Source organism: Arcobacter sp. CECT 8985 (genome assembly GCF_004116495.1).
Lineage (GTDB): Bacteria > Campylobacterota > Campylobacteria > Campylobacterales > Arcobacteraceae > Malaciobacter.
Genome location: NZ_PDKC01000057.1, coordinates 1 through 6,415, shown reverse-complemented (window position 1 = coordinate 6,415; position 6,415 = coordinate 1). Strand labels below are relative to the sequence as shown.

Annotated in this window: 6 protein-coding genes; all 6 read right to left on the bottom strand. The window is 22.7% G+C overall.

Annotation, left to right across the window (positions count from 1 at the left end; genetic code table 11):
• Nucleotides 1-41: 41 nt before the first annotated feature.
• Entirely contained in the window at nt 42-1,364 is a 1,323-nt protein-coding gene (locus CRU93_RS13790) for a phosphatase PAP2/dual specificity phosphatase family protein (RefSeq protein WP_129104768.1), read from the bottom strand.
• A complete protein-coding gene (locus CRU93_RS13785) occupies nt 1,365-3,083 on the bottom strand; it encodes a bifunctional alpha/beta hydrolase/class I SAM-dependent methyltransferase (protein ID WP_258238942.1) in 1,719 nt (572 codons plus the stop codon).
• Complete coding sequence (locus tag CRU93_RS13780) at nt 3,083-3,655, bottom strand: lysophospholipid acyltransferase family protein (protein ID WP_164967701.1); 573 nt, start codon at nt 3,653-3,655, stop codon at nt 3,083-3,085. The genes CRU93_RS13785 and CRU93_RS13780 overlap by 1 nt, the downstream gene beginning before the upstream one ends.
• A gap of 47 nt (nt 3,656-3,702) precedes the next feature.
• Nucleotides 3,703-4,623, bottom strand: a complete 921-nt coding sequence (locus CRU93_RS13775; RefSeq protein ID WP_129104766.1) for a phosphatidate cytidylyltransferase — start codon at nt 4,621-4,623, stop codon at nt 3,703-3,705.
• Nucleotides 4,620-5,201: a CDP-alcohol phosphatidyltransferase family protein gene (locus CRU93_RS13770; protein ID WP_129104765.1), complete on the bottom strand. Its 582-nt coding sequence runs from the start codon at nt 5,199-5,201 to the stop codon at nt 4,620-4,622. Before CRU93_RS13770 ends, CRU93_RS13775 begins: the two co-directional genes overlap by 4 nt.
• 21 nt (nt 5,202-5,222) lie before the next feature.
• A partial coding sequence (locus tag CRU93_RS14385) for a hypothetical protein (RefSeq protein ID WP_258238941.1) occupies nt 5,223-6,415 on the bottom strand: 1,193 nt, incomplete at its 5' end.

Sequence of the window (6,415 nt, the reverse complement as noted above, 5' to 3'; positions counted from 1 at the left end):
ATAATATATTTTATGGTCATTAAAAATAGAATACTTTTTATTCATTTTTTTCCTTTTGTTATTAGATTTTCATTGTAAAATATTTGGTAATTTACTTTCATATATTTTTTTAAAATATAGATATGATCTATATTTTTTATTTGAGAAAAAATTTCAGAACAACTAAAATTGTTTTCTTTATATAAATAATAAAGTATAAATATAATAGTTCGAGATAATCCAAATTTGCAGTGAATAAATACTTTTTTATTTTTATTTCTCTTGATAAATTGATATATCTTTTCTAATTCAGTTGGATTTTGTATAGTCATATCTAAAAAATTAATATTTTTATCTGCATTATAATAATTTATAAATTTTAAATCATTTGCCAAATTTATAAAAATATCTATATTCTTATTTTTAAGAGAGTTATACTCTTTTTTTGTAGGCATTCTTCCAAAATAAATATAATCATTTAGTTGATTATATAAAGGAAGTTTATTCTTAAAAAAAATCCATGACAAATAATTTCCTAAAAAATAAGGTAAAAGAAAAAAATAATACCTTTTTTGTTCAAAAACTTCTACTATTCCAAAGGCATATATTAAACTCATAAAAAGCATTGACACAGAGATATAAGCAAAAATAATTGAGTAGATATTTGACAAATAAAAAGAAATAAATATAAATCCTGTTGCTAATATTAAATAGTATATACCAATTTTAAGACTCCTTGGAGTAGTAAATCTTTTTGTTATATTAGTTTTTTTACCATGAGGAAAAATCATCATTGTAATTAATGCTACAATAATTCCTGTAGGTATATCTATAAAATGATGTTGATATACAAACAAAGTAGATAAACAAATTAAAAACATCCATGTTAATATTAAAAAATTAATAAAATTATTTTTTATATTTCTTCTTAACGAGTCAAATAATATGATAGCAAGAGAAATATGCAAAGAAGGCATTTGGTTATAAGATAAATCTGCTTTTAAAATATTAAAAAGCCATTCAAATTTAATTTCTACTGGTTTTGAGAAAGAATATTCAAGTGGAAAAAGAATAAAAATAAAAACAGAAAATAAAATAACAAATGTAATCCTTGTTGTTAATACTCTTAATTGAAATCTAGTTTGTAATAGCATTATACTAATAACAAATATTATGTCACTTGACATATAAGGAAATATAAAAATATCAATAAATGGTATATTTTTTTCCCATTCAAAAACTAAACTAAGATGTGGTGCTGTAATTTCTGCTAATTGATTAGAACAGCCATACAAAAGAAAAAATAAATATCCTAGGTATATTACCCATACAAATCTCTCTTTTAATGTTGCATTTGCATTTAGCTCATGATTAAATTCATACATTTAAATTTTCTTTGCTTTTGTAACAGTAAATATTCCATAATTATCTATGCATTTTTCTTCTATTTTAAAACCAGCTTCACTAAATAATTGGTTTATTTCATATTCACAACGTTGTCTCATAATCCATTTTTCTTTATTATGGTTCATTAAAATATTTGATATTTGTGATAATTGTGGATGCCATGGTTGATTTGTAAAAAGTAAAATATCTCCACTATTTAAGATATTTGAAACTCCATTGATTGCATTTTTTATTAAGTCGTTATTATCAAATAATTCAAATACTCCTGATATAACTACGATATTTGGTTTAAAACTTTGATCTTTATAGTTTGATTTATCAAAGGCATCTGCTTGCTTATATTTAATATTATCTAAGTTATATTTTTCTATATAGCTTTGCCCCTTTTGAATATTTTGTGTTTGATAATCTCTTACCTCAATTTGAACATCTTTATATTGTTTTGCAATCTCTACAAGATATTTAGCAGGGCCACCTGCAATATCTAAAATTTTTATTTCTTTATTTTTAGTTTTAAGTTCATTAATAGAATTTTTTAATAACTTCTCTAGATTAATTTTTCTTTGTCTAATACCTTTCCAACCTATGGAATTTAAGTAGTTCTTATCAATAAATTTTCCTAGAATGAATTTTCCATTTACTCTATTCTTATATATGTAATCTAATGTAACACCTGAATCAAATCCATATTTTTTGCCTATTTTTATTCCTTCGCTAATAGAACCAAAATATTTAATAAAGTTTCTTTGAATACCAAAATTCAATTTATCAAAAAAATTAAGACTACCAAAAGACATTTTATCTTTTTGTTTTTGCGTAAGTTCAATAACTTTTTCCGTATATAATGAATTATTATTTCTATTTGAAGAAAAACACAAATCAATAAAATTAGATATTTCTTTTAATGCTTCATCTTTCTTTGTATCATATAATATTCCATGAAATGTATCTTCCATTGGAACAAACTTTTTAATAGAAGAAGATAAATTTGAATAAAAATCTCCTTGTATACTACTATCAACTACATAATCTTTTCTTGCACTTAATACCAAAATTGGAAGTGTTATCATATTTGCATCTTCAACAACTCTTTTTGCCGTATCTAGTAGTGTTACTAATTGTTTTGCTGGTATATCTGGTGTAATCAAGGGATCTGAATCATATTTTTTTTGCTCTTCTTTAATATGAGTAAGATATTTTGATTTTACATATGATTTAATTTTTAGTTTTGGATAATAGTTTGTTAATAATTTAAGTCCTTCTTTTGCAAAAGGAAAATATAACTTTATTTTAAATGCAGGTGCAACTAATGCAGCTCCTGCTATATTTGGAGCATAATCATGCATCCATGTTGAAGTTACTACTCCTGCAACTGAATTTGCAATAATAAATATATCATTTTCTTCTACATTTGCATCTTCTTGAACAAATTTGATAAAACAATCTAAATCTCTTACTAAATCCATAAATTCATAGCTTGGTTCACCTTTTTCATATCCATGACCTCTGTAATCATACGAATATTTCTTATATTCATCAAAAGCTTTGTATTCTGCAATACTTTCCAGTCTTTCTGAATGTTCATGTCCTCTATGAAGAATTACCAATACTTTTCCATTATATTCTGATTTGTTCATCCATTTTCTAGCTAGTAATTTTCTTTGATTATAAGCTTTAAAATATGTTGTTTCTGACATTATCTCTCCTGTTTAAATATATTTTCTAGTTTTTTAACAAATTCTTTAATTTCTAAATTTGAATCATTAAAAGTAAATGATTTTTTTATCTCAAGCTTTATAATAAATGGTACAAAAAGTGCCTCATTTCGAGGTAAAGCTTTTCCTGTATCTTCAAGTATTATTGGAACAATAGGAATATTAGGATATCTACTAGCAATATGACCAATTCCATTTTTAAATTTTTGTAATACTTGAGGTTCACCTCTTGAACCTTCTGGAAAGATTATTAATGAATAGCCATCTTCAATTGCAGCATATATATTATCTAAAGGATGGCTTTTCCCTATCTTTTTAACTCTTCTACTGATAGGCAATATATCTATTAGATTAATAGATATCCATTTTAAGATTTTTGTTTTAAAAAAATAATCACTTGCGGCAACTGGCTTAATTTTTGATATCTGATTTATTTTAAAAATAGATAATATTGCAAATATATCAATATGGCTATTATGATTAGCAATAATAATAAATTGTTTATCTTGAGGGATAAAATGACGATTTTTTATTGATACCCCTGAAATAAGCAATATTATAGGTTTTATTATAAATATATAAAAGATTTTTTTTAGCATGATTAAAAATATAAATAATAAACAAAATGAAAAAATAAAGGAGCTGTATAAGTTAAACTATCTAACCTATCAATAATTCCACCATGGCCAGATATAAAATTACCAGCATCTTTTACCCCTATATCTCTTTTCACCATAGAAATTATTACATCTCCAATAAATCCACCTAAAGAGATAATTAGACCTGCAAATATAGATTCTACTATAGAAAAAGGAGTAAGAAATCTAAAAACTATAGCTAGTATAATTATAAAAAAAGTTGCACCTATGAGTCCTTCTACAGTTTTATTTGGACTTACTTTTGGAACAATTTTTCTTTTTCCAAAAATTTTGCCACAAACATATTGTAGAACATCATTAAATTCAGTGAGAAATACTAAATATAAGACAAGTAAATACCCATGAACATTATTGCTTTCTAATCTAAATAAATAAGCGCAATGGCTTATTGCAAAAATAAAAAGCATACTACCCCAATATATTTTACTAGTATTTTCTATAAAACCTTTTGTTTCGCCTATTAACATTTGTCTAAATGAAATAAACAAAAAAAAGTAAACAGGAATAGTAATTATAAACATTTCATACCATTGTACATAGGCAAAGTAATATTGGGGGATAATAAAAAGATATCCATAAAATATGATTCTTCTATCAGCTATTCGTGTTGGGATTAATGATATATATTCTTTATAAGACAGGTAACTTAAAAATGCAAGAAAAAAAATCGCTAAAGTATCATTTAAATAAATAAATATTACAAAAGAAGTAATCATTATAAACCAAGAAGATATTCTTTGACTTAATTCAATATTATCTTTTTTTGTTTTGTATTTAATTAACTTATAAATTATAAAAGAGATAAACAAAAATATATATATTACAAAAATTGTAATATATATTTTAGGATCAAATATTTTCATTTAATTTCCTTTACTCTATTAAATATAGTAAGTATTAGTAAAGGTATTGAAACACCAATGATAATATTAGAAAATAATACTAAATCAAAAAGAGAAAGAAGAAGAGATAAAGTTCCTATTACAAAAGCTCTATCACTTTTTCCAATAGGACCATCATATCTTCTTTTGTTATAAATACTCCAAGATAAAACTCCTGCAAATTCACTTATTATAGTTAATAGAACAAATACAATTATTATGGAAGGATTAAGAATAAATACGAAAGGTAAATAAATCATTACATCGGATATAACATCGCCTAATTCGTTAAGAATTGCACCTTTATTAGTCATTTGATTAAAGTTTTTTGCTAGTAATCCATCAATAGCATTTAATGCCATTCTAATAAATAGAAAAAAAGGAACTAAAATAAGAATTATTTTATTAAATAAACTTAAATATACACAAACTCCACATAATGCAGATAATAAAATAGCAAAAAAAGTTACTTGGTTGGGAGTAATTCCTTTTTTATGTAATTTTTCTACAATTGGCATTAATAATTGTTGAAATTTTGGTTTTAAATCATATATAGTCATAGTAATCCTAAAATAATATTTTTAATTTATTGATTTTTTAATATTTTTTATTATATTAAAATCAAAATTCTTTTCTTTTAGTTCTTTTATTGTGAATTCACTTAAAAGTAATGATATTCCCTTTTTTGTAGGTTTTAATCCTTCTTCTTCAAACCATTTATTATATAATGTATAATCACTATATTTAGGTAAATTTAAAAAAACAAAGTCAACAATATTTAAACCTTCTTTATTTTTCATAGAAAAATCAAATCCATATTCTTTATATAGATTCATTGTCTTTTCAAAATCTTTTATTTTATCATCTACAATATTTCCCCAAGGAAAAAAATAAGGAAAGTCTTCCATCATTACATTAGGATCAAGTCCTATTTCAAGACCTAACTTTTTTAATGAATAAGGAGTTCTTCTAAAAAAATTTGCACTCATATCATTATAATTTTCAGAGTTTTTATTAAGATTTTGTGCCATCTTTGATAATATATATTTTTGATAGTTAAAAGTTAATGTTGCAATACTATTGTCTTTTCCTTTTTTATAATCATATAAACTATCAATATAATCATCCATATCAACTTTGTATAAGGGGATAGAAATTGTTACAATACAACAAATAGTAAATATTTGAACAATAATTGAAAAATTTGTTATACATTGTTTTATATATTTTATTTCTAAAAAAGAGAGGAAAATTGCCAATACTGATATTACTATTAACTGAATATACATATTAAATTCTGAAAAATAAAATTTATAAAAGCCTAATGAAATATCCATTGTAAAAATACTATATAATATGAATATTAAAAATAGTAAAAATAAAAAAGCTTTAATTTTAATTACATTAGTAATAAGCTTTATTTTATCTTCAAAAATATCACTAATTATAATTGTAGTAAAAAAAGATGCTATCAATAACCCAAATATACCGTGAAAATTATCAAATATATAAATATCACATAAACTTAATATTAATATTAATATAAATGTTAATATATAACTAAAAACTATAAAAAAAGAAGAAGTTTCTTTTTTTTCATACTTATTTATAAAATTTTTTTTACCTAAAGAATTGTCAATAGAATTTTTATCTATTTTCTTAAGTTTATAAGAAAAGAAAGAAATTAAAAATATAGAAAAAAGTAATGATATCAAACTATAAGCATATGCATTATAACTAAATTTATTTATTGTTAACAATATTATAATAGATG